Here is a 22,303-nt window from a genome sequence, read left to right as displayed (position 1 = left end):
TCTTCCGGTTGGCCCTTGATAGCATCCGGGTATGGTTACATACCCGGATCTTACTACGATTACTGCAGCAGGGACATAACCAGCGACGAGGTGCTGTTCGACTGCTTCAGCATGGCGGTGCCAGCTTGCAGCAGCATCTGCGACGAGGTCATGTTCGACGACTCGGCAGCGAAGTCGGTGTCCATGATACGGCCGGTAGCGGCCTTGGTGTTGGTCGAGATGTTTTGCAGGTTGTTGTAGACGTGGTCCAGACGGTTTGCAACCGCACCGATTTGCGAGCGCAGGGCGCCAACGCTGTCGATGGCGTTTTTCAGCTTGTCGATGGTGGTGGTGGCGTTGGTGCCGTCGATTTCGGTACCAGCGGCGCCGCCAGCAGCGGTACCAGCGGTGCCGGCGGTGCCGTCGAACTTGAAGCCGGTAGCAGCGGCGGTGATCGAGCCGGTCATGGTGGTCAGCGCGGTGTTCAGGCTGACGGTCATTTTCTCGTCGGTCGAAGCGCCGATCTGGAAGGTCACGGCGGACTGCAGGGTGCCGGTGGTGGCTTTGAACAGCTGGGTGCCGCCGAACGAGGCGTTGCCAACGATGTTGGTCAGTTCGTTCGACAGTGCGTCGAATTCAGCTTGCAGCGCGGTGCGGTCATCGGTGGTCGACGAAGCGTCAGCCGACTGGGTCGCCAGATCCTTCATGCGGGTCAGGATGGTGGTGGTCTCGTCCAGCGCGCCTTCGGCGGTTTGCAGCATCGAGATCGAGTTCTGGGTGTTGCGCATTGCAACGGCCATGCCGCTGGTTTGTGCTTTCAGGCGGGTTGCGATCTGCAGGCCTGCAGCGTCGTCCATTGCCGAGTTGACACGGAAGCCGGTGCTCAGGCGGGTTTGCGAGGTCGACAGGGCCGACTGGGTGCGCGAGATCGAGCTTTGTGCGGACAGGGCCGAAGAATTGGTGTGAAGGCTCAGCATGAAATAACTCCTGGTAGGTGGATTCAGTTCGGAGCAACGAATCGTTTTCGCTCTCCCAAGTACAAGACGACCGCATCTGGAAGGACATTAAATGCTTTGTGGAAATTTCTCAAAATATTTTCATTCGCCCCGGGAAGCCGCTTATTTCCTCGCTTCCACAGCCCATTATGAGCCGCCCGGCGCCTGCCGGCCATAAAAAAAAGCGCGGCTGGCCGGCCGCGCTTGGTTCTGCATTGCTATTTACATATTCGGATAATTCGGGCCGCCGCCGCCTTCCGGCGTCACCCAGACGATATTCTGGGTCGGGTCCTTGATATCGCAGGTCTTGCAGTGGACGCAGTTCTGGGCGTTGATCTGCAGCCGGTCGCTGCCGTCGTCGTTCTTGACGAATTCATACACGCCGGCCGGACAGTAGCGCGCCTCCGGGCCGGCGTACTGCTTCAGGTTGACGTCGACCGGCACGCTCGGGTTCTTCAGCGTCAGGTGGATAGGCTGGTCTTCCGCGTGGTTGGTATTCGAGATGAATACCGACGACAGGCGGTCGAAGGTCAGCTTGCCATCGGGCTTGGGATAGTTGATCGGCGAGAACTGCGAGGCCGGCTTCAGGCACTCGTGGTCGGCGTGCGAGTGGCGCAGCGTCCATGGCGCCTTGCCGCGGAAGACGATCTGGTCGATGCCCACCATCAGCGAACCCAGGTACAGGCCCTTGTTCAGCCATGGCTTGACGTTGCGCGCCACGTGCAGCTCCTCGTGCAGCCAGGATTGCTCGAAAGCGGCAGGGTAGGCCGCCAGCTCGTCGCCCTGGCGGCCGGCGCCCAGCGCCTCGAACACCGACTCGGCCGCCAGCATGCCCGACTTGATGGCGGCGTGCGAACCCTTGATGCGGCTCATATTGAGGAAGCCGGCGTCGCAGCCGATCAGCGCGCCGCCCGGGAACACCAGTTTCGGCAGCGATTGCAGGCCGCCGGCGGTGATGGCGCGGGCGCCATACGAGATGCGCTTGCCGCCCTCGAGGAACTGGCGGATTTCCGGGTGGGTCTTGTAGCGCTGGAATTCCTCGTACGGCGACAGGTAGGGATTGGCGTAGTTCAGGCCAACCACGTAGCCTATCATCACCTGGTTGTTTTCCAGGTGGTACAGGAAGGAGCCGCCGTAGGTCTTGCTGTCCAGCGGCCAGCCGGTGGTGTGGATCACCAGGCCGGGCTGATGGTTGGCGGGATCGATTTCCCACAATTCCTTGATGCCGATGCCGTACGATTGCGGGTCCTTGCCCTTGTTCAGGTCGAACCTGGCCATCAGCTGCTTGCCGAGGTGGCCGCGCGCGCCCTCGGCGAACAGCGTGTACTTGCCGTGCAGTTCCATGCCGAGCTGGAATTCCGGGCCGGCTTCGCCGTCGCGCTTGACGCCCATATTGCCGGTGGCGATGCCTTTGACGGAGCCGTCGTCGTTGTACAGCACTTCGGCGGCGGCGAAGCCGGGGAAGATTTCCACGCCCAGCGCTTCGGCCTGCTGGCCCAGCCAGCGCACTACGTTGCCCAGCGAAATGACGTAGTTGCCGTGGTTCTCGAAGCACTTCGGCAGCAGCAGGTTGGGGGTCTTGATGGCACCTGTTTCGGTCAGGAACAGCACGCGGTCCTCGGTCACCGGGGTGTTCAGCGGCGCGCCTTTTTCTTTCCAGTCGGGAATCAGCTCGGTCAGCGCGCGCGGGTCCATCACGGCGCCGGACAGGATGTGGGCACCCAGCTCGCCGCCTTTTTCCAGCACGACCACCGAGACTTCCTGGCCTTTTTCCGCGGCCAGCTGCTTGATCTTGATCGCCGCCGACAAGCCTGCCGGGCCACCGCCAACGATGACGACGTCATATTCCATCGCATCGCGTGGGCCGTACTGTTCTACTAAGGTTTGGGGCTGTGTCATGGTCTGTTGTTATAGTGGTTTTGGTGAATGAGAAAATTTTAGCACGAGTGTGCTTCTTTTTCGTCGGGAATGCAATTGTGGCGCCATTGTCTTCGACATTATTAGACACCGCAATCTAATACTGGAGATTTGTGTAATCATTATGTTTAGACACCTCAAACGTAACGCTAGGAGCAGTCCGTGGGCATAGAAGTCAATTTTGAAGGAAAGATCGCGCTGGTGACCGGCGCCTCAAGCGGCCTCGGCGCCCGTTTCGCCAAGGTGCTGGCCCAGGCCGGCGCGCAGGTGGTGCTGGCCTCGCGCCGTACCGAGCGCCTGAAGGAGTTGCGCGCCGAGATCGAGGCCGACGGCGGCGCCGCCCATGTGGTCAATCTGGATGTGACCGACTATGCCAGCATCAAGTCGGCCATCGCCCACGCCGAGACCGAGGCCGGCCCGATCGACATCCTGGTCAACAACTCGGGCGTGTCGACCACGCAGCGCCTGGTGGACGTCACGCCTGAGGACTATAACTTCGTCATGGATACCAATCTGCGCGGCGCTTTTTTTGTTGCGCAGGAAAGCGCCAAGCGCATGATTGCGCGCGCCAAGGGCGACCCGAACAAGAAGCACCGCATCATCAACATCGCCTCGGTGGCGGGCTTGCGCGTGCTGCCGCAGATCGGCGTGTATTGCATGAGCAAGGCCGGCGTGGTGCAGATGACCAAGGCGATGGCGGTCGAGTGGGGCAAATACGGCATCAACACCAACGCCATTTGCCCCGGCTATATTTCGACCGAGATCAACGAGGAATACTTCGCCACCGAGCAGGGGCGCAAGCTGATCGAGATGCTGCCGCGCAAGCGCCCCGGCAAGCCCGAGGATCTCGATGGTTTATTGCTGCTGCTGGCCGGCGAGGACTCCAACTTCATCAACGGCGCCGTCATCTCGGCCGACGACGGCATGACCGCGATGTAAACCGTCGTCCCCGCGCAGGCGGGGACCCATGCCGAGCCAGCGTTCCATGGGTTCCCGCCTGCGCGGGAACGACGCTTAGCGTTGCACGCCGGCCAGCTTGTGCACCAGCTCGGACGAGGTCGAAGCGGAAAACTTCCATGCCGAGCCAGCGTTCCATGGCTTCCCGCCTGCGCGGGAACGACGCTTAGCGTTGCACGCCCGCCAGCTTGTGCACCAGCTCGGACGAGGTGGAAGCGGAAAACTTGCGCATCAGCCTGGCGCGGTGCATCTCCACCGTGCGCGGGCTGAGGTCGACCTGGCGGGCGATGCTCTTGCTGGTCTTGCCCTCGACCAGCAGCGCGGCGATTTCGCGCTCGCGTGGCGTCAGCTCGGCGGTGACCGGGCGCTTCTCGCTGACATCCTCAAAGGTCCAGATACCGGGGCCGAGCGGGGCGCCGGACTGCATCGCGTGGCCGGTCACGTGACACCAGAACAGCTCGCCATCGGCGCGGCGCATGATGCGCTCGTCGGAGTAGCGGCCCTTGGCGTTCATGATCGGAATGATGCGGTCGCCGGTGCGCAGGAACTCGTCCATGGTCGGATATAGTTCCTGGAAGGACAGGCCATCGAGCTGCGCGCGGGTGTAGCCGAACATCGCGGCCAGCGCCTCGTTGCAGGTCTGGATGGTGCGGTTTTCCGAAATGCACATGCCTACCGGCGCATGAAGGAAAATCGATTCGTAATCAATGATCGGCTGGGCGCGCATGGGTGGGTGCAGGTATTTCTACGGTATTGAACTTTTGATGAGCGTATTCTATGCTGGATCGCCGCTCGTTGACGTATTTAACAACGTTGGCAGAGCCTACGCAACACAAACATAAGGGACAACTATGAACAAGCTCTATCCGGACGCCGCCGCCGCCCTGGCCGGCGTGGTACAGAATGGTCAAACCATCGCCGTCGGCGGCTTCGGCCTGTGCGGCATTCCGGAGGCGCTGATCGGCGCCTTGCGCGATTCCGGCGTCAACGGCCTCACCGCCATCTCCAACAACGCCGGCGTCGACGGCTTCGGCCTCGGCCAGTTGCTGGAAACGCGCCAGATCAAGAAGATGATCGCCTCGTATGTCGGTGAGAACAAGGAGTTCGCGCGCCAGTACCTCGCGGGCGAGCTGGAGCTGGAATTCACGCCGCAGGGCACGCTGGCCGAGAAACTGCGCGCCGGCGGCGCCGGCATCCCGGCGTTCTTCACCAAGACCGGCGTCGGCACCATCGTTGCCGACGGCAAGGAAATCCGCGAGTTCGACGGCGAGCAGTACGTCATGGAGCGCAGCCTGGTGGCCGATGTCGCGCTGGTCAAGGCGTGGAAGGCGGACAAGGCCGGCAATCTGGTGTTCCGCAAAACCGCGCGCAACTTCAACCCGAACGCGGCCATGGCCGGCAAGGTCTGCATCGTCGAGGTCGAACAACTGGTCGAGACCGGCGAAATCGATCCCGACCAGGTGCACCTGCCGAGCATCTTCGTGCATCGCATCGTGGTCAACGCCACGCCGGAAAAACGCATCGAGCAGCGCACCATCCGCGCCGCCCACTAAGAACACGGAGAGACAAATCATGGCATGGACTCGTGACGAAATGGCCGCGCGCGCGGCAAAAGAACTGCAAGACGGTTTTTATGTGAACCTGGGCATCGGCCTGCCGACCCTGGTGGCAAACTACGTGCCGCAGGGGATCGAAGTATTCCTGCAATCGGAAAACGGCCTGCTCGGCATCGGCCCGTTCCCGACCGAGGGGGAAATCGACGCCGACCTGATCAACGCCGGCAAGCAAACGGTGACGGCGCTGCCGGGCGCCGCCTACTTCAGCTCGGCCGACTCCTTCGGCATGATTCGCGGCGGCAAGATCAACCTGGCCATTCTTGGCGCGATGCAGGTGTCGGAGCAGGGCGACCTGGCCAACTGGATGATCCCGGGGAAAATGGTCAAGGGCATGGGCGGCGCCATGGATCTGGTGGCCGGCGTCAAGAAAGTAGTGGTGCTGATGGAACACGTGGCCACGGCCAAGGACGGCACCACCTCGCACAAGCTGCTGCCGAAATGCGACCTGCCGCTGACCGGCGTGGGCGTGGTGGATCTGGTGATTACCGATCTCGGCGTGCTGGAAGTGACCGGCGCCGGCCTCAAGGTAACGGAGCTGGCGCCGGGCGTGACCAAAGAACAGATCCAGGAAGCCACCGGCGTCAAGCTCGACTTTTCGGCTGTGTGATCAAGTTTTGATTCCAAACAACGGCACGCTGCTGCGTGCCGTTTTTTATTTGCGCCGCATCAGATCTAGATCAGATCATTCTCTTCTCCCGCCTGCATACTGAGGTGGCGATCATGACTGTCTTTGCAACAGTTTCTCAAAATAAATTGAGAAAATCGCTACTTTTCCCTCCTCTTAAGTAATTTCCTGTAGTACACTTTATTTGATTTATGGATATCTTTTGCTTGCGAGGAGAGTTATGAGCAGTTGCGTGAAATGCGGCAATGAGAATAAGCCGGGCGCGAAGTTTTGCAAATTTTGCGGGGAGGGCCTGGCCACGCCGCAAGCAGCCATTGCCTGCCTCGGTTGTTCCGGGCCGTTACAGCCGGGGGCCAGGTTTTGTAAGCAATGCGGGCGCGCTGTAGCCCAGTCACCCGCCGTTGCCGCAGTAGCAGAGCTTGCTACCGCGCCTGAGGTCCTTGCCCCTGACGCCCTTGAGGTATCTGCGCCCACGCCAGCAGAGAGTGCGGAGCAGGTGCCTGCGCCTGCCGTGATCGAAAATTCCCCGGACGCCCAGCAGCCGGATGCCGTAGCGCCGGTATCGGCCGACGCTGGCGTTGCGCCCGAGCCAGCGCCTGTTGCGCCGTCTCGCGCTGCGGCGTCACCAGCGCCGAAGCTGGTCGCGGCCTTGTGCGTCGCCGCCATCGTGGCGGGGGGCGGGTTTTATGCGTTTAAGCGTAATGATGCCGCAGTCCCAGCCGCGTCGGCGCCGAGCGCCGCGACAGCTCCGGCCTCCACGGCGGCAACTGCCGCGCCGGAGGCCGCCGCAACTGCGGCAAAGGCGCCTGCCGAGCCAGAAGCGGTAGCGCCAGTTGCCGAGCCGGCTCAGGCGCCTGCCACCACGGCCAGGGCTGAACCCCCGTTGCGCGCTGCCCCAGGCGCGCCGGCCGCACAGACGCCAGCTTTGCCGTCTAAGGCTGCGCCGACGCCGACGCCAACCTCCACGCCAGTGCCCACGGCGCCTCGCGCCGCAATGCCGTCCTCGCGTCCGGCCGCTGTGCCTCAAGCAGGCGCGGACGCTGCCGAAACCATGGCCCGCAAGGTGTCCGCGTTGCTGGCCAAAGCCAATGGCTATGTCGAGAACAAGCAATACGACAAAGCCATCGCCACCGCTGAAAACGTGCTTGAACTTGATCCGGGCAGCACGGCGGCCCACGCCATGATCAGCAAAGCCAAAAACAGACAGCTGGAAGCCCTGCGCTCCGGAAGCACTCTTGAATAATGAAAGGAAGCACCATGATCCGAGTTAAACAATCCATTCTGGCCGCCTGTATTGGCGCCCTGCTGGTCACTGGCTGCGCTACCCCGGGCGGGCAGGGCGGCGTGAGCAGCGAAACTGCATTCCGCTGCGCCACCTTTGGCGTTGGCGGCGCGCTGCTTGGCGCCGCCGTCAGCGGCAGCAAGGGCGCCGTCAAGGGCGCGCTGGTTGGCCTGGCCGCCTGCGCAGTGGTCGAAATCGCTTCGCGCCAGACCAAATCGTCCACCGCCGTCGATGAGCAATACCGCAGCAACAACCGCAACCAGCTGCCGCAAACCGCCAAGATCGATGCCTACAGCACCTCGGTCTCGCCCAATGGCGTGGCCAAGGCTGGCGACGCCATTCGTGTGCAGTCGACCATCCGTGCCGTCTCAGGCGTCAAGGAGCCGGTGACGGAAGTGAAAGAGCAACTGGTGGTCTACGCGCCGAGTGGCGAAGAATTCAAGCGCGGCGAGAAAAAAGTCAACGAGGGCGCGGGCAGCGGCGAATACGAGAATGCCTTCACGCTGCGCCTGCCGCAAGGCGCGCCACAGGGCGTGTACAAAATCAGGACCCAGCTGTTCCTGAACGGCAAGCCAGCCAGCGCCAGCGAAAGCAGCGTGCAGATCGCCGCTGCCGACCTTCCGTCCACCGCGGCCTTCGCCGCCCGTTAATCCAAGGACGCAACCATGACCGCATCTATCAATGGTGTCACGCCTTCCTACGGCCTGTTGCGCGCTACCGAAGCCGTCACCAACTGGCGTGCGCTTGCCGCCACCGGCCTGGCCGGCCTGGCTATTCTGCTGAGTGTGTTTCTTGGCGTGCTGCTGGCCAAAGTCAGCTTCATCTTTACGGCATTGTGCGGCTTGCTGACGCTGATAGTCGCGCTGACCGGTTACTCAGCGGTCGGTATTTTGCTGATGCGTCAGGCGCAACAGCAGCCGGTCAGCATAGCCGATGCTTTCGGCCAGGCGGTGTTCACCGTGCACCGCCTGCTGGGCGTGCTGCTGATGATGTTCCTGATCGTGCTGGGTATTAGCCTGATTGCCATGCTGGTGCTGTTCTTGTGCAAGCTGCCGGGCGTCGGCGGACTGCTGTACGCGTTGGCGATGCCGGTGTTGACGGTGCTGATCGGCGTCGCCGTCGGCGGTATGTTTTACGTCGGCCTGCCCCTGGCCGGGCCAGCCATTTGGGAAGGCAACACGGTCTGGCAGACCACCGCGCGTCTGCTGGTGATCGTGCGCCAGCGCCTGGTGACGGTGATTGTCAACCTGGTGCTGCTGGGCCTGTTGGTAATGCTGCTGAGTGGCGTGGTGTATGTGGTGCTGGGCTCAGGCTACGCGATCACCACCATGCTGTCCGGCGCGGTAGGCATCAATACCTTCGGCAGTCTGTTGTCGTCGCCAGCCGCGTTGCTCGGCGGTTACGGTGGCGCTGGCTATGCCGGCGCGTCGATGTTTGCCACCGGCTTGCTGCTGATGGTTGGCGCCATCATTCCTAGCCTGACATCGATCAACGGCGCTTGCCTGGTGTATCTACAAATCGTCGAGGGGCTGAACTTCGGCGAGGCGGAACAGCAGATCCAGGCACGCATGGAAGAAGCGAAACGCAAGGCCAAGGAAGCCAAGGATCGCGCCAGCGCGCAAATGCAGCAGGCCAAGGCTGCCGCGCAACGTCCGGACGGTGGTGCTGACTCTGCCGGCGTCCAGCCTGCGGAAGCCGGGCCTGCCGCTACGTTTGCCGCCGCTGTGCCTGTCGCCGCGACTGCCGGCGTTCCCGCGCAGCGCGTGTGCTCCGGCTGCGCGGCACCGCTGGCGCCGGAGGATGTATTTTGCGGCGAATGCGGCGCCAAGAACGGGTAAGCATATTTATGGCACGTTTTTGCACACAATGCGGCACGCCAGCCGATGCTGGAAGCCGATTCTGCGTGGAATGCGGTACCCCATGCAAAGCGAACCCGCCTGAGCCAATGCCGGCATCGGCCCCGGCGCCGGAGGCAGGCGTTGGGACTGCGCTTGCGCCTCGGCCCGGTAAGCGTGCGCTGCTGATCGGCGGCGTTGCGGCCGTAGTGCTGGTGGGCGTTGGCGGCGCCGCTTATCTCTTGGCAGACCAGAAGGCCACGCCGGAGGTGTTCGCCAATGCCATCAGCAGCTACTATGCCGCCAACACCGAGGCGGCGGACAAGCTGCTGTGCGTGGGTGGCCTGCAGCTGGATCGCAACCCGGTGCGCCTCAACAGCATGGAAGGCGAGCGCCGCCGCTTCATGGATGAACTGGCGACAGCGGGGCTGTTCGCGCCGGCGGTGGTGCAGTCCAGCGGCGGCTTCTTTTCCATCGAAACCTACAGCTACAGCCGCACCGATGCCGGCAGTCAGGCCATCCGCGACGGGCGGCTGTGTGGGGCGCCGGCGCTCAAGGTGACGGATGTGCGCTTTGCCGCCGAGGCCTCCGGTCCGCAGGTGGTGGCGCGCTTCCGCTATGACTTCGAGCGGCCGGCTGCGTGGCTGGCCGGTAACCTGGCGCAGCAGGTGCGTCAGCGCCTGTCGCAGCAGGATGAACGGGTGGCGGTCATGGCGCTGCAAGACGGCAAGTGGATCATGATCAGTGACAACCCACGCACCGCACGCGCCATGGCGGCCGGCAGCCGTGCGGAAGCGCCGCCGCCGTCGATGCTGGAACGGGTGAAGGGCTGGTTCCGCACCGGTAATCCGCTGCTCGGCAAGTGGCGCGTCACCAATGCGCTGTGGCTGGACGGCACGGTCATCGCCTTTAGCGAAACGCATGCCTCGGTTGGCCGGCCGGACGAGGCGGTCACCTATGAGATCAAGGACCAGCGCATCACGGTGCGCTACACCGAGCGCGGCGCCAGCGATGTGTTTGTCGTCAAAGACGACGACCACCTCACGCTGGAAGGCGAATTGGCATCAGTGCAGCTGGTGCGTATCAAAGAGTAAAACATGAGCTACGAATTTAATCCTGAAAGCAAACTGTTCGAGTTTCCCAACCCGTACAAAATCCAGAACCTGGCGCTGCTGGCGGCCGGTGGCCTGATGAGCCTGGGCGGTATCGGCACGCTGGTGGCGGTACGCGAGCGTATCGCCCAGGGCGCGGATTTGCCGGCGTTAAAGGTGATCGGCATCGCGGTCCTGTTGCTGGGCCTGGGGTTCTGGTTCCTGGCGCGCGCCTTCGTGCAACTGCGCTATTTCTTCGGCCGCAACCGTCCGGCCAGCCTGGCGCCTGTGGTCGCAGCCGACGTGGACGGCGATAGCAACGGCGCCCGCTTTTACAAGGAAACCTTGCGCCAGAACGCGATCAGCTATCCGGAACCGCGAGGCGCGCTGAACGGCTTGCTGTACTCGATGCTGCCGTCGCTGATTTTTGCGCCGCGCGTGATCCAGCGGGCGGCACAGAGCCAGTTCTACAACTTCCTTGCCCTGGCCGCGACGTTCGTCAGCTTTTTGATTTGCTGGCTGGCGTTCGGCCAAAGCAGGGCGGACGGATGGATCGGGCTGGCCTACGGTTTGTTTGCCTTCTTTCAAATCATTCGGCCGATGACGCGCAGCGCCGCCGGCGCCACCGATGTGCAGGTCGGCAAAGGTAGCCTGATTGCGCTGGTGGTGCTGGCCGTGCTGGGCCCGGTGATGCTAGGCATGTTTGCCAGCCGCCTGCCATCGCTGGACGAAGTATCGGTGAACGGCGTGGTGTGCGTGGCCCTGCTGTGCGCGCTGCTGAGCTGCGCGGTGTTCGGCGTGGCGCTGAAGAACCAGCTGCGCGGTGCGCCGGATGCGGTAGGCGCGGCGCGCGTGATGGACACCGTGACCATGAACGCGCATCCGAACAAGCTGATCGAGGAACTCGACCGTATCCTGATGAGCCGCTGGTACAGCAATATCCCGAACCGCCGCTACACCCGCCGCTCGCCGCAAATCACTGGCCGGCAGGGCCAGTTCGCGGCGGAGATGTTCGAGGAAACGCAGCCGCGTCCGCAAGCCAACCGCGTGGCCGAGGGCATCGGCCACGCGCTGTCCACGCCGCGCTTCTTCTGGCTGACCTGCCTGACCGCGCTCGGCCTGGCCGGCGTGCTGGCGGGGAGGTCGCCGCCCTGTTGGTCGGCAAGGCCATCCTGCAGGGGGCGCCGGTGGCCAGCGCCGCCGCATTTGCCATCAGCCAGTTCGCGGTGGGCGTGTTCTGTCTGAACGCCGCCAACCAGCTATGGGGCCGTTTCGACTTCGTGTCCGAGCTGGTCTGGGTCGATATCGGCGGCAGCTATGAATCGGCGCAAATGCATGTCGGCAATCAGGTGACGTCGCAGGTGCAGAGCAGCAAGAACGTCATCAATATTGAATCGATGACGATGCGCGTGTGGGTGTCGGAAATTGATACCGTCATTTTCGGCAAGGACGCCGAACGTCAGCTGGTGGGGATGCGCGGCTTGCCGGCCATGGCCGACGAACTGGCCAAGACGCTGAAGGGCTTCGGCGAAACGCGCGCCTCCATAGTCGCACCGTCGTCGCAGCAGGATCTGGAGCGTGCGCGCAATATGGCGCTGATCGGCAAAGTGGTGGCCGGTCAGGCCGCGCCGGAGGCGGTCGAGCTGCTGGGCGCCAAGCCGGCTGCGGCGGCCATGGCGACACTGCCGACGTGCAAGCAATGCGGCGCCGGCATGGAGGCCGACTCGCGCTTCTGCGGCGACTGCGGCGCCGCTGCGCTTTAACGCGATAGCGCAATGCCGCGATAGCGGCGTCGGTAGACCACCACGCAGGCCGCGCCCAGCAGCACCAGCGCGATGGCGGTCAGCAAATCCTGGCCGCCGTGCGTGACCGCCGCCGGCTGGCTCGATATCATGGTCGAGGCGGTAAATTTCTTGCCGATGTAGCGCGCGCCGATCACCAGTTCCTCATTGTTGATGGCGTTGACCAGATACAGGCCGTGGCCGCCCGGATGCACGGTCATCTTGCCGTCACGGTACACGAAAGAGCGGCGCTCGTCGCCGACGCGGATGCTGCCGACCACATGGCCGGCGTGGTTGACGGCGGTGGCGAAGCTGTCGCCATAGCCGATCAGCGCGCCGAGGTCGGTCATCTTGCCGTTCTCCCATGCAAACGCATGCCAGCGCCGCCCTGCGGTTTCCGATGCGCCCACCACCATGCCGTGATCGTTGACCGCGCTGGCGCTGCTGAGCCGGCCGCCTAGCGTGCCGAGGTCGCGCATGGCGCCGTCGCGGTATAAAAAGGCGTGGCGATAGCCGTCCGGCAGGGCGGCGGTGCCGACGATGTCGCCATGGTTGTTGATGCCGGCCGCGTAGCTGATCCTGCCGCCCAGCGTGCCGAGGTCGACCGGCTTGCCGCGGCCGTCGCTGCTGAAGGCGCGGAAATAGCCGTCGCTGGTGTCGGCGTAGCCGGCCAGCTGGCCATGGTCGTTGATGGCGGCGCCGTAGCTGCTGTTGCCGCCCAGCGTTCCGAGGTCGCGCATCTGGCCGCCGTACGGCACGACGAAGGCGCGCCAGTGGCCGGCGGCGTTCTGCGCCGTGCCGGTGACGTCGCCGTGCTGGTTGATGTCCTTGCTGAAACTGTCGCTGCCGCCCAGCGTGCCCAGTTCCACCGGGCGGCGGTCGTACAGCACGGCGCGCTGGCGGCCGCTGTCTTCTTCGATGACGCCGGCCATCTGGCCGCGCCGGTTGATGTCGACGGCGATGCTGGCTTCCTTGCCGCGCGCCCCCAATGTCAGTTCCACCATGCTGTCTCCTTGCGTTGTTGAGCAAGGGCTACAGCAACTCCTGTGCCATGCGCTGTTCCGGGCCGAACGGCGAGCCGGACGGCTGCCGGGTGTGCGGAAATGAACGCCGGCGCTGTTCGTTAACGAACAAAAAGCCCCGGCATCGCTGCGCGGGGCTTTCAGTGGCGTGACCAGTGCTTAGCGGGCTGGCGCGGCGGCTGGGTCCATCGGTTCCAGGTCGGCCGCAGTCACGGTCGAGCCTGGGTTGCTCAGTTCCGCGTTCAGCTTGTCGCGGTCCAGTTCTTTTTCCCAGCTCGACACCACCACGGTGGCCACGCCGTTGCCGACGAAGTTGGTCAGCGCGCGGCATTCGCTCATGAAGCGGTCGATGCCGAGGATCAGCGCCATGCCGGCCACCGGAATCGTCGGCACCACGGCCAGCGTTGCCGCCAGGGTGATGAAGCCGGCGCCGGTGATGCCTGATGCGCCTTTCGAGGTCAGCATCGCCACGCCGAGGATGGTCAGCTCTTGCATCAGCGTCAGCTCGGTGTTGGTGGCCTGGGCCACGAACAGCGCGGCCATGGTCATGTAGATGTTGGTGCCGTCCAGGTTGAACGAGTAGCCGGTTGGCACGACCAGGCCGACCACTGGCTTGGAGCAGCCCAGGCGCTCCAGTTTGGTCATCAGCGAAGGCAGCGCCGATTCCGACGAGCTGGTGCCCAGCACGATCAGCAGTTCTTCCTTGATGTACTTGATGAACTTGAAGATCGAGAAGCCGGTGTACTTGGCGATCAGGCCCAGCACGATGAAGACGAACAGGAAGCAGGTCAGGTAGAACGAACCCATCAGCTTGGCCAGCGGAATCAGCGACGCCAGGCCGTATTTGCCGATGGTGAAGGCCATCGCGCCGAACGCGCCGATCGGGGCGGCTTTCATGATGATGTTGACGACGCCGAAGATCACGTGCGAGATATCGTCGATGAACTTGGTGATCGGACGGCCGCGCTCGCCCATCAGCGACAGCGAGAAGCCGAACAGGATGGCGATCAGCAGCACTTGCAGGATGTCACCCTTGGCGAACGCGTCCACGAAGGTCTTCGGGATGATGTTCATCAGGAAGTCGGTGGTGGTCAGGCCTTCGGCGTGCGTGTATTGCGCGATCGACTTGGCGTCCAGGTGGGCAGGGTCGGCGTTGAAGCCGGCGCCCGGTTTCAGCACATTGGCCACGATCAGGCCGATGGCCAGCGCGAAGGTCGACACCACTTCGAAGTAGATCAGCGCCTTGCCGCCGACACGGCCGATTTTCTTCACGTCTTGCATGCCGGCAATGCCAGACACGACGGTGCAGAAGATCACCGGGGCAATGATCATTTTGATCAGTTTGATGAAGCCGTCACCGAGGGGTTTCATGGCGACTGCGTCGGTAGGCAGGTACACGCCCAGCAGCACGCCGCAGACGATGGCGAAGAGCACCTGGATGTACAGGACTTTATAGAATGGTTTTTTCACGGGGTCTCCTCGTGTGGTGGTTCGTTTGAGGAGTGCATCATCTCGCAAGCGGCCAGATATCACTATTGTGGAAACCCGCAAATTCGCGCCAGTGATATCTCTGCCGGCTAAGGGATACTACGTAGGCGCCGTCGCTCCCGCGCAGGCGGGAGCCCATGGCGCGCCCGATCGGCAACGTCAGCATGGAATCCGGCCTGCGCCGGAATCACGGCCGGGATGCTTACTGCGCCACCCAGCCGCCATCCATATTCCAGGCCACGCCGCGCACCTGCTTGGCCGCGTCCGAGCACAGGAACACGGCCAGCGCGCCCAGTTCCTCGGGCGTGACAAACTCGCCGGCCGGTTGTTTGTCCGCCAACAAGGCTTTTTTCGCCTGGTCATTCGAGATGCCTTCCTTGGCGGCGCGGTCGTCGACCTGTTTCTGCACCAGCGGCGTCAGCACGAAGCCGGGGCAGATGGCGTTGACGGTAACGCCGGTGGTGGCCGTTTCCAGCGCGTTGGCCTTGGTCAGGCCGATCAGGCCGTGCTTGGCGGCGACGTACGCCGACTTGCCGGCCGACGCCACCAGGCCGTGGGTCGAGGCCAGGTTGATGATGCGACCCCAGTTCTGCTCGCGCATGCGCGGCAGCACCAGGCGCGAGGTGTGGAAGGCCGAGGTCAGGTTGATGGCGATGATGGCGTCCCATTTCTCGACCGGGAAGTCCTCGACATTGGCGACAAACTGAATGCCGGCGTTATTGACCAGCACATCGACGCCGCCGAACTTGTCGCCGGCGAATTGGATCATCGCCTCGATCTCGCCCGGCTTGGTCATGTCGGCGTTGTGGTAGGCGGCCTGCACGCCGAACTCGCTGGCGATGTCGGCCTGCAGTTGCTCGATCTCTTTGGCGTCGCCAAAGCCGTTCAGCAGCACATTGGCGCCCTCGGCCGCCAGCGCGCGGGCGATGCCCAGGCCGATGCCGGAAGTGGAACCGGTAACCAACGCGGTTTTACCGCTCAAAGTCTTGTTTGCCATACTGTCCTCTACAGGTTGGTGATAGGGTTGGAGATTGAAGGCGCGCTGCGCTACACTTTAATAGAATTTTAACCACAACGCGGTAAAATGGTGTTTCTGCACATTAAGGAAGCCGCATGTCCGAAGCCCAAATAAAGTCTGTTCAATGCCTGTCGCTGGCAGGCTTGCATCGCATGTCCTACAAAGAGTGGGGCGACGAAAGCAATCCCAACGTGCTGCTGTGCGTACACGGCGTGACCCGCGTCGGCGACGACTTCGACTACATGGCGCGCGCGCTGGCCAAGGATTACCGCGTGATCGCGCCGGACATCGTCGGCCGCGGCCGCTCGGACTGGCTGAAAAACCCGCAGCTCTACGTCATTCCCCAGTATGTCAGTGATATCGTAACCCTGCTCGCGCGCGTGCTGCCAGACGCCGAAAGTCAGAAGGTCGACTGGTTCGGCACCTCGATGGGCGGCCTGATCGGCATGGGCCTGGCCTCGCTGCCGGGCAACCCGATCCGCAAGCTGGTGCTCAACGACATCGGCCCGGTGCTGGCGCCGCAAGCCATGCAGCGCATCGGCGACTACATCGGCCAGGACCTGCGCTTCGACAGCTTCGAGGCCGGCGCGCAGTTCGTGCGCGACGTCTCCACCTCGTTTGGCGAGCACAGCGCCGATGAATGGCACAAGCTGGCTGCCGATGTTTTGCGCCAGGACAAGGACGGCAAGTGGGTGCGCCATTACGATATGGGGCTGGCGTTGCCGTTCCGCTCGGCCACGCCGGAATCGGCCGAGGCCGACCAGGCGATGCTGTGGGCCGCGTATGACGCCATCACCTGCCCGACGCTGCTGGTGCGCGGCGCCGAGTCCGACCTGCTGTCGCGCGAAACGGCGCAGCAGATGACCGAGCGCGGCCCCAAGGCCCGGCTGGTGGAAATCCCGGACGTCGGCCACGCGCCGACCTTCATCCACGACGATCAGATTCAAATAGCAAAGCAATTCCTGTTAGGTTAATAGTATGGAAATCAAACGACTGCATGTAGGCAAGCGCCTGTCCGAGGTGGCGATTCACAACAACACGGTGTACCTGGCCGGCCAGGTGCCGGAAGACACCGCGGCCGACATCCAGGGCCAGACGCGCGAAGTGCTGGGCCACATCGACCGTCTCCTGGCCGAGGCCGGCAGCGACAAGACCTGCATCCTCAGCTGCCAGGTCTACATCAAGGACCTGGCCGACTTCGCCGGCTTCAACGAAGAGTGGGACGCCTGGGTGCCGCAAGGCCACACGCCGCCGCGCGCCACCGTCGAAGCCAGGCTGGCCGACCCGCAATGGCTGGTGGAGATCGTCGTCGTCGCAGCCCAGCGCTAGGAGCACCATGGTTTCCACCACCGCGCTGACCAGTGCCACCTCGGAGCAACTGGTCCAGGGACTCACGCCCGATGAAAGCGTCCGCATGCTGGCGGCGCTCGAATTCGCCAGCGCCGCCTACGCCGACAAGCAGTGCAGCAGCGGCCAGCCGGCGCTGGAGTTTGCCGTCGGCGTGGCTGGCACGCTGGCCTATCTGAGTACCGACATCGAAACCCGCCTGGCCGGCCTGCTGTTCGAGCTGACCGTGCTCGACACCGAGCAGGCGGCCGTCATCGAACCGCGCTTCGGCCAGGACGTCAACGACCTGGTGGCCGGCGTGCGCCAGCTGATCCGGCTGCGCGAGCTGACGCAAAACCAGAATCCGGGCGCGGCCGCCGCGCCGGGACGCGGCCGCAACGCCCAGCAGATGGCGGTGGCGCAAGTCGAAACGCTGCGCAAGATGTTGTTGGCGATGGCCTCCGACATGCGGGTGGTGCTGGTGCGGCTGGCCTCGTGCGTGACCACGCTGCGCTACTTCGCCGACATCAAACTGTTCAACGACATGACCTGCGCCTACGGGCGCGAAACGCTGGACCTGTACGCGCCGCTGGCCAACCGCCTCGGCATCTGGCAGCTGAAATGGGAGCTGGAGGACTTGTCGTTCCGCTTCATCGAGCCGGAAACCTACAAGCGCATCGCCAAGATGCTGGAAGAAAAGCGCATGATGCGCGAAGGCTTCGTCACCAACGCCATCGCGCGGCTGCAGTCGGAAATGGCGGCGGCCGGCATCAAGGCCGAGGTGTTCGGCCGGCCCAAGCACATCTACTCCATCTGGAGCAAGATGAAAGGCAAGGAGCTGGACTTCACCGACCTGTACGATGTGCGCGCCTTCCGCGTCATCGTCGCCGACGTCAAGACCTGCTACACGGTGCTGGGCGTGGTGCACAACATCTGGACCCCGATCCCGAAGGAATTCGACGACTACATCTCGCGCCCCAAGCCGAACGGCTACCGCTCGCTGCACACGGTGGTCACTGCCGAGGACGGCCGGCCGCTGGAAGTGCAGATCCGCACGCAGGAAATGCACAGCTTTGCCGAATACGGCGTGGCCGCGCACTGGCGTTACAAGGAAGAGGGCGGCTCCAACTTCCAGGGCCAGAAATACGATGAAAAAATCGCCTGGCTGCGCCAGCTGCTGGCGTGGAAAACCGACGTTGCCGACGCCGTGGTCGGCCAGGAGGAGCAGCAGCGCGAATGGGTCGAGAAACTCAAGGCCGCCGCGCTGGACGACCGCATCTTCGTGCTGACGCCGCAAGCGCGCGTGATCGAACTGCCGGTCGGCGCCACGCCGATCGACTTTGCCTATCACCTGCACAGCGATGTCGGCCACCGCTGCCGCGGCGCGCGCGTCGATGGCGTCATGGTGCCGCTGAACACGCCGCTGAAAAACGGCCAGACCTGCGAAATCATCACCGCCAAGGGTGCGCCGGGCACGGCCGGGCCGTCGCGCGACTGGCTCAGCGACGAATACACGGTGGCGACGCGCACGCGCTCGAAAATCCGCGCCTGGTTCCACGCCATCGACATGCAGGAAACGCTGTCGCACGGCCGCGCCATGGTCGAAAAAACCTTGCAGCGCGAAGGCAAAACGGCGGTCAATCTGGAGGCGCTGGCCAACAAGCTGGGCTTCGCCAAGGTCGACGAGCTGTTCCTGTCGGTCGGCAAGGACGAATTCAGCCTGCGCCACATCGAGCAGGCGCTGCACGACAGCGGCGAGCCGGCCGAGCCGGTGGATGAAGTTTTCCTCGGCAAGAGCCGGGCGTCGAGCGTGGAGCAGGGCGCCAAGTCGGGCGTGCTGGTGGTGGGCACGGACGGCCTGATGACGCAGCTGGCCAAATGCTGCAAGCCGGCGCCGCCCGATGGCATCGTCGGTTTCGTCACGCGCGGCAAGGGCGTTTCGATTCACCGCGCCACGTGCAAAAACTTTGCCGAGATGCGCGCCAAGGCGCCGGAGCGGGTGATTGTCACCGAATGGGGACGGGCGGGCAACGATACCGTGTACCCGGTCGATATTTTCATTCTGGCCAATGATCGCCAGGGGCTGCTGCGCGATATTTCGGAGGTGTTCTCGCGCGAGAAGATTAACGTCATCGGCGTTAACACGCAGTCGGCGAAGGGCTTTGCGCGCATGACCTTCACGGCGGAAATCGGCGCTACCGCGCAGTTGCACAAGGCGCTGAACGCGATTGCCGAAGTTACCGGTGTTCAGGAGGCGCGCCGAGGCTGAATCCGTCGTTAAATCCCCCGTCGTTCCCGCGAAGGCGGGAACCCATAGGGCGCATGACCGCACGCCGGGCATGGGTTCCCGCCTTCGCGGGAACGACGGTGCTAGGCGATGGTCGTGGCGATGTTGTTTGCAATGGCCTCGGCCAACAGATGCACGTGATAACCATCAATGAAACCATGGTGCGCTTGCACCGCCATGGTCAGCGTCATCTTGCCGTCGGCGCGCGGCTCGCTGTAGCGGCCCCAGGCGAGTGACGGTATGTCGTAGCTCTTGTGCTCGTAGATCGGGTGCTCGATGGCGGAGAGCTTCAGCCACGGCATGCAGGTAATGTAAATGTTGCGGCGCTGCTCGTATTCGCTGAGGTCTTCGGCGGTGTTGATCAGCTTTTCGCTGGCCTCCGCCTCTTTGGCCGAAGCCACGCTGCGCGCGATGAATTCCCGCAGGTCATCGGTCATGACGAAGCGCGCGAAATTCAGGTTCCGGTGCTGGTTGATGACCGTGTACGAAGCCCAGAAATCCTCGATCTTGATCACTTCTCCCTTGTAGATGCGGTACATATAGTTGTCGATCCCTTTGATCGCATGCAGCACGTGATACAGGAAGAAGTGGAAGCTCGGCAGTTGATGTCGCTTGCAATAAGGCCGGAAGTCCGGCACTTCGAGCTCGAAGCTCAGGTTGACCAGCGGGTTCTCGAACGACGCAAAAGCATGGTATCGGTCGCGGCGTTTTTCAAAATTCTGCATAGCACTCGGGTGTTCATTTGGATGGCGCCGCCATTATAGCCAGAATGCCTTTGAGGATGCTTTCAGAGCGCCTTTGCCCATAGCCTTTCCCATAAGCGCTGGAGGTGATGACGACCACGGCCTTCAAATCCGGCGCCACATAGATCTTGTTGCCGCCATTGCCCGAGGCGAAGTGGACGACGATGTTGCGGCCGTCGATGTGGTGGACCTTTCTGTACCAGAAGTAGCCATAGTGGTCGGCATACGGATCGACGCCGCCGGTGCGCACCCGGGGCGCAAGCGCCGCCTCCAGCCAGCTGGCGCTGATGACCTGGCGGCCGCCGTATCGGCCGCTGTCGAGCACCATCTGGCCGATTTTGCCAAGGTCGCGCGTGCGCAGGAAGAGGTTGCCCTGGCCCTTCGGGTGCTGGGCTGCATCGCGCAGCCATTGCCATTGCCCGATGCCCAGTGGCTCGAACAGCACGCTGCGCGCGTATGCTTCGAGGTCCTGGCCAGTGGCCTGTTCGACCACCAGGCCGACGATGTAGGATGTCAGCGAATTGTAACGATAGCGTGTGCCGGGGGCGGTCTCGGCCGGCACGGCCAGCGCAAAGGCCACCGGGTCGGCGGCCTCGTCCAGTTTGTCCTCATTGCCGGGTGAGGCTGGGTCTTCATCGAAGGCCGCGAGGCCGGAGCGCATCGTCAGCGCCTGGTCGAGCGTGACGTTCGCCAGTGCCGTGGCTCTGGCTGCCGGCCACAGGCGCCCGATGGTGTCGTGCGCGCGCAACTGGCGCCGGTCGGCGGCTGCGCCAGCGAGCAGGGCGGTGATGCTTTTGCCGGCCGAGCGGATGTCGTGCAGCGTCTCGGCGGTTTCGCCGTTGTAGTAGCGCTCGGCGAGGATGGCGCCGTCGCGCATGACCAGCACGCTGCGCAGGTCGGCATGCTGGTCGTGGTCCCTTTGCGCCAGCAGCGCGTCGAGCGGCTGGGCCAGGGCGGGGAGGGCGGTCATCAGGAGTGCGCACAGAAGATATTGCATATTATTCCTTTGCGATCACGGCGCCGCTCATTCAGCGCGTCGGGTTGGCTTGTGCTTGCGGCGCGACTTCGGCTTGCAGCGTGATGTGATCGATGCCGTGTTTTTCCAGCAGCATCGCCTTGATGGCCCGCAGGATGTCCGGCCAGCGCGACAATTCGGTGATTTCGACATGGCCGATCAGCGCCGGCTGGCCGGGCGACATATCCCATACATGCAGGTCGTGCACCGAGCAGACGCCGTCGATCTGCTCCAGGTCGGCGCCGACGTTGAGGTAGCTGATGTCCTCCGGCACGCCGCCCATCAGGAAGTGGTAGGACTCGCGCAGCACGCCGACCGTCGACTTCAGGATCAGCAGCGCCACGAACAGCGACAGCAATGGGTCGATCTGCATCCAGCCGGTGTAGTAGATCACCGCGCCCGAAACCAGCGCCGCGACCGAGCCGAGCAAGTCGCCCAGCACATTGACCAGCGCCGCCCGCGTATTCATATTGCTGTCGCCGCGCGACAGCAGCCACGCCAGCACCAGGTTGATGATCAGGCCCAGCCCGGCGACGATGAACACCGTGGCGCCATGCACTTGTTCCGGGTGCGAAAAGCGCGTCAGCGCCTCATAGGTAATCCACGCCACCAGCACCAGCAGCACCAGGCTGTTGACGAACGCCGCCAGCGCCTCGGCGCGGCCGAAGCCGAACGAGTGGCGCGCCGACGGCGGCCGCTTGGCGATCAGCTGCGCCAGCAGCGCCAGCCCCAGCGCGGCGGCGTCGGTGACCATGTGGCCGGCGTCCGAGATCAGCGCCAGCGAATTCGACATGAAGCCGGTCACCACCTCCACCACCGCAAAGCCCAGCGTCAGCAATAGCGACCATGCCAGCACCGACCGGCTGCGCTGCACCGTGTAATGTTTGTAGCGGGCGTCACCGGCGCGGTGTTCGTGCAGGTGGGCGGAGGGCGAGGTGGTGTCTGCTTGCATGGATAGCTTGTCGAGTATGAATAACGACAGTGTAATGTAAGCCGGAAACACCTGCTGTTACGCCGCCATGGGAGAAATTGAAATGTTTCGTTTGATCACCCTTGTTTTTCTTCGAATCGCTCTCTATAATGCTGGTCTTCGGGCGGTTAGTTCAGCTGGTTAGAATACTTGGTCGACATCCAAGGGGTCGGGGATTCGAATTCCTCACCGCCCACCAGATTTCGTAGTGCAGCAGTAAATAAGCAGTAAAATAGCAGTGCAACGGGCGGTTAGTTCAGCTGGTTAGAATACTTGGTCGACATCCAAGGGGTCGGGGATTCGAATTCCTCACCGCCCACCAGAACACATGTAAGAGCGAGAAAGGCAATCACGGT

General features: G+C 63.3%; 21 protein-coding genes, 2 tRNA genes and 1 pseudogene. 15 read left to right on the top strand and 9 right to left on the bottom strand.

What is annotated here, in order from left to right:
* Positions 1–59 precede the first annotated feature (59 nt).
* Entirely contained in the window at positions 60–956 is an 897-nt protein-coding gene (locus ACRQ5J_RS17645) for a flagellin (protein ID WP_432378459.1), read from the bottom strand.
* Positions 957–1,196: 240 nt separating this feature from the next.
* Positions 1,197–2,873 carry an electron transfer flavoprotein-ubiquinone oxidoreductase gene (locus ACRQ5J_RS17640; protein ID WP_432378457.1) on the bottom strand — a complete coding sequence of 559 codons (1,677 nt, stop codon included), beginning with the start codon at positions 2,871–2,873 and terminating at the stop codon, positions 1,197–1,199.
* 180 nt (positions 2,874–3,053) lie between these two features.
* Here ACRQ5J_RS17640 and ACRQ5J_RS17635 point away from each other — a divergent pair, with 180 nt between their 5' ends.
* Entirely contained in the window at positions 3,054–3,830 is a 777-nt protein-coding gene (locus ACRQ5J_RS17635) for an SDR family oxidoreductase (RefSeq protein WP_432378455.1), read from the top strand.
* A 184-nt stretch (positions 3,831–4,014) separates the two neighbouring features.
* Here ACRQ5J_RS17635 and ACRQ5J_RS17630 read toward each other — a convergent pair whose 3' ends face one another.
* Complete coding sequence (locus ACRQ5J_RS17630) at positions 4,015–4,575, bottom strand: LuxR C-terminal-related transcriptional regulator (protein ID WP_432378453.1); 561 nt, start codon at positions 4,573–4,575, stop codon at positions 4,015–4,017.
* Positions 4,576–4,699: 124 nt separating this feature from the next.
* Between ACRQ5J_RS17630 and ACRQ5J_RS17625 the strand changes: the two genes are divergently transcribed.
* The 9 genes and pseudogenes from ACRQ5J_RS17625 (at position 4,700) to ACRQ5J_RS17585 (ending at position 12,060) form a co-directional block, all read left to right on the top strand.
* Positions 4,700–5,401 carry a CoA transferase subunit A gene (locus ACRQ5J_RS17625; RefSeq protein ID WP_432378452.1) on the top strand — a complete coding sequence of 234 codons (702 nt, stop codon included), beginning with the start codon at positions 4,700–4,702 and terminating at the stop codon, positions 5,399–5,401.
* Between the two features lie 19 nt (positions 5,402–5,420).
* Complete coding sequence (locus ACRQ5J_RS17620; protein WP_432378450.1) at positions 5,421–6,071, top strand: CoA transferase subunit B; 651 nt, start codon at positions 5,421–5,423, stop codon at positions 6,069–6,071.
* A gap of 238 nt (positions 6,072–6,309) precedes the next feature.
* Positions 6,310–6,453: pseudogene (locus ACRQ5J_RS17615) on the top strand (double zinc ribbon domain-containing protein); the annotation flags it as partial.
* 687 nt (positions 6,454–7,140) lie between these two features.
* Complete coding sequence (locus ACRQ5J_RS17610; RefSeq protein ID WP_432383726.1) at positions 7,141–7,332, top strand: tetratricopeptide repeat protein; 192 nt, start codon at positions 7,141–7,143, stop codon at positions 7,330–7,332.
* A gap of 14 nt (positions 7,333–7,346) precedes the next feature.
* On the top strand, positions 7,347–8,021 hold the full coding sequence (locus ACRQ5J_RS17605; protein ID WP_432378448.1) for a hypothetical protein: 675 nt from the start codon (positions 7,347–7,349) through the stop codon (positions 8,019–8,021).
* Between the two features lie 15 nt (positions 8,022–8,036).
* Positions 8,037–9,209 (top strand): hypothetical protein, encoded by a 1,173-nt coding sequence (locus ACRQ5J_RS17600; RefSeq protein ID WP_432378446.1) that lies wholly within the window; start codon positions 8,037–8,039, stop codon positions 9,207–9,209.
* 107 nt (positions 9,210–9,316) lie between these two features.
* On the top strand, positions 9,317–10,300 hold the full coding sequence (locus tag ACRQ5J_RS17595) for a hypothetical protein (protein ID WP_432378444.1): 984 nt from the start codon (positions 9,317–9,319) through the stop codon (positions 10,298–10,300).
* Between the two features lie 3 nt (positions 10,301–10,303).
* Complete coding sequence (locus ACRQ5J_RS17590; protein WP_432378442.1) at positions 10,304–11,542, top strand: hypothetical protein; 1,239 nt, start codon at positions 10,304–10,306, stop codon at positions 11,540–11,542.
* Positions 11,485–12,060 (top strand): zinc ribbon domain-containing protein, encoded by a 576-nt coding sequence (locus ACRQ5J_RS17585; RefSeq protein ID WP_432378440.1) that lies wholly within the window; start codon positions 11,485–11,487, stop codon positions 12,058–12,060. Before ACRQ5J_RS17590 ends, ACRQ5J_RS17585 begins: the two co-directional genes overlap by 58 nt.
* On the opposite strand, the gene ACRQ5J_RS17580 is transcribed toward ACRQ5J_RS17585, so the two are convergent.
* From ACRQ5J_RS17580 to ACRQ5J_RS17570, 3 genes are all read right to left on the bottom strand, one after another.
* On the bottom strand, positions 12,057–13,082 hold the full coding sequence (locus tag ACRQ5J_RS17580; protein WP_432378438.1) for an HAF repeat-containing protein: 1,026 nt from the start codon (positions 13,080–13,082) through the stop codon (positions 12,057–12,059). The two genes, ACRQ5J_RS17585 and ACRQ5J_RS17580, sit on opposite strands and share 4 nt — an antisense overlap.
* Before the next feature lie 177 nt (positions 13,083–13,259).
* A complete protein-coding gene (locus ACRQ5J_RS17575) occupies positions 13,260–14,570 on the bottom strand; it encodes a dicarboxylate/amino acid:cation symporter (protein WP_432378436.1) in 1,311 nt (436 codons plus the stop codon).
* 220 nt (positions 14,571–14,790) lie between these two features.
* Entirely contained in the window at positions 14,791–15,585 is a 795-nt protein-coding gene (locus tag ACRQ5J_RS17570; RefSeq protein WP_432378434.1) for a 3-hydroxybutyrate dehydrogenase, read from the bottom strand.
* A gap of 116 nt (positions 15,586–15,701) precedes the next feature.
* Here ACRQ5J_RS17570 and ACRQ5J_RS17565 point away from each other — a divergent pair, with 116 nt between their 5' ends.
* From ACRQ5J_RS17565 to ACRQ5J_RS17555, 3 genes are read left to right on the top strand one after another with little or no spacing between them, the layout of a single operon-like run.
* Positions 15,702–16,580: an alpha/beta fold hydrolase gene (locus ACRQ5J_RS17565; RefSeq protein WP_432378432.1), complete on the top strand. Its 879-nt coding sequence runs from the start codon at positions 15,702–15,704 to the stop codon at positions 16,578–16,580.
* A gap of 4 nt (positions 16,581–16,584) precedes the next feature.
* A complete protein-coding gene (locus ACRQ5J_RS17560; RefSeq protein ID WP_432378430.1) occupies positions 16,585–16,935 on the top strand; it encodes a RidA family protein in 351 nt (116 codons plus the stop codon).
* A 7-nt stretch (positions 16,936–16,942) separates the two neighbouring features.
* Entirely contained in the window at positions 16,943–19,201 is a 2,259-nt protein-coding gene (locus ACRQ5J_RS17555) for a RelA/SpoT family protein (protein ID WP_432378428.1), read from the top strand.
* A 101-nt stretch (positions 19,202–19,302) separates the two neighbouring features.
* On the opposite strand, the gene ACRQ5J_RS17550 is transcribed toward ACRQ5J_RS17555, so the two are convergent.
* From ACRQ5J_RS17550 to ACRQ5J_RS17540, 3 genes are read right to left on the bottom strand one after another with little or no spacing between them, the layout of a single operon-like run.
* A complete protein-coding gene (locus ACRQ5J_RS17550; protein ID WP_432378426.1) occupies positions 19,303–19,944 on the bottom strand; it encodes a CatA-like O-acetyltransferase in 642 nt (213 codons plus the stop codon).
* 13 nt (positions 19,945–19,957) lie between these two features.
* Complete coding sequence (locus ACRQ5J_RS17545; protein WP_432378424.1) at positions 19,958–20,959, bottom strand: serine hydrolase domain-containing protein; 1,002 nt, start codon at positions 20,957–20,959, stop codon at positions 19,958–19,960.
* Between the two features lie 31 nt (positions 20,960–20,990).
* The gene (locus ACRQ5J_RS17540) at positions 20,991–21,929 is read right to left on the bottom strand and encodes a cation diffusion facilitator family transporter (protein WP_432378422.1); all 939 of its coding nucleotides are present in this window, start codon (positions 21,927–21,929) and stop codon (positions 20,991–20,993) included.
* A gap of 140 nt (positions 21,930–22,069) precedes the next feature.
* On the opposite strand from ACRQ5J_RS17540, the gene ACRQ5J_RS17535 reads away from it, so the two are divergent.
* Both ACRQ5J_RS17535 and ACRQ5J_RS17530 read left to right on the top strand, forming a co-directional pair.
* Positions 22,070–22,146: transfer RNA gene (locus tag ACRQ5J_RS17535), tRNA-Val, on the top strand.
* A gap of 46 nt (positions 22,147–22,192) precedes the next feature.
* Positions 22,193–22,269, top strand: a tRNA-Val gene (locus tag ACRQ5J_RS17530).
* The last annotated feature ends 34 nt before the right edge of the window (positions 22,270–22,303 follow it).

The sequence above is a fragment of the Duganella sp. P38 genome (genome assembly GCF_050859475.1).
Lineage (GTDB): Bacteria > Pseudomonadota > Gammaproteobacteria > Burkholderiales > Burkholderiaceae_D > Rugamonas.
Note: the sequence above shows the minus strand (reverse complement) of the source record. Positions and strands in the feature narration are given on the sequence as shown.